1 protein-coding gene and 1 pseudogene are annotated in these 1,326 nt (G+C 68.8%); both read right to left on the bottom strand.

Features of this window, described 5'->3' with window-relative positions; translation table 11 throughout:
• Positions 1-450: pseudogene (locus B9S57_RS10785) on the bottom strand (hypothetical protein); the annotation flags it as partial.
• A gap of 91 nt (positions 451-541) precedes the next feature.
• A complete protein-coding gene (locus B9S57_RS10780; RefSeq protein ID WP_103515327.1) occupies positions 542-1,267 on the bottom strand; it encodes a hypothetical protein in 726 nt (241 codons plus the stop codon).
• Between the last annotated feature and the right edge of the window lie 59 nt (positions 1,268-1,326).

The following is a 1,326-nucleotide window of genomic DNA, read 5'->3' as shown; positions in this document are numbered from 1 at the left end:
GTGGTGCCGGGGGTCCGTGCGCTCTGCGGGACAGGCAGCGAGACCGTCCTCGGCGACTTCCAACTGCTCACGGACGTCCTGGAGCATCCCGTACGCGGCTGCCAGTCGGGTCCACGTCTCGAAAGTCGGATTGTGATGCGGGTCGTCGAATTCGAGACGGGCGCGAGTCCAGTCGGCGGCAGAGGCGACGAGTTCGGTCAGCTCGGGCAGAGCCCCGACCAGTGCGCCGTTGACCTCCTCGATGATGCCCGCCACCTCATCGGGCGAGGCGTCCTCGTGGAGGCGAGAAATCATTCCGCGAACCGAGTACGGATCGGCGGAAGCGCCGGGCAGGCGCCTGATCTGCAGCGGCTTGTCGGAGCCCGGTGCCGCGCTGCGGTGGGCGAGCCGGATGTTGTGCTGCATGGCCGCACCGACGGCCTCGCCGATGCTGGAGTAGCACTCGGGCACGTTTGCCTCTTCCGGTGAGTGGTCCTTGACGGGTGAGTCGAGCGGGGGCGCGCGACGTACTGGAGGCCGACGGCGGAGAGAGCGGCCGGGGTCACCGTCGGGGGGTTGAGGCGCGCGGTGGGTGACCCGTCGCAGAGCAAGGCGCCGGCGCGGAACTGGACGCCGAGGAGACCTTGGCCTGGTTCGCCGCAGGAGAAGTGGCCAGAGCAGCACCACGGTGATCACGGACGGTCCGTGCTGCGGAGTAGCTCGTCGAAGCGGCGCCGACTCGGCGTAGCTCGGCCTCAGAATCGACGAGTTCGGACTGGGCCGAGCTGATGAACTCCGAGGCGAAGCCGAACCGGTCAGCGAGCGCATACGCGTCCTCGCCCAGGTCGTTGACCTGTTCTCCCGCTGCTTCCAGCGCCTCCCGGACACGCTCCAGCGCACCGTGCTCGGGGTGAAGGAGGTGGTCAACTGCCCGCTGAAGGCTGGCTCCGTCTTCGGCCGCACGGATCTGGTCCGTGATGCTGAGGAGTTCGGCTCCGGCGGCGTAGGGCCCCAGCGCATGCACCGGAGGGCTCAGCCGGGCGGTGTCGAGAGACGGCGGGAGGGTGACGTCATAGCGAGCGGCTCGAAGCATCTCGGCCGCATGGCTGGCGATGGCGACCTGGTCGGCGAGCGGAGTGGTGGTGGGCAGGCGATGGCGTCGGCCGTGCCAGTCGTCGATCTGCTTGAAACCGGCGTGACGGAGGAGCTGCGCGGAGAGGTCGTCAGTAGCGCCCTTGGCAACGACGCTGCCGCTGAACTCGGACGTGATGGTGATCGAGGTAGGCACGGAAGTCTCCGGGGCAGAGGGAGCGAAGGACCCGTTGGAGGTGGGCCAGTGGGCAGAGC

Source organism: Streptomyces sp. SM10, assembly GCF_002910915.1.
Lineage (GTDB): Bacteria > Actinomycetota > Actinomycetes > Streptomycetales > Streptomycetaceae > Streptomyces.
This window is presented reverse-complemented; position numbering and strand designations above follow the sequence as displayed.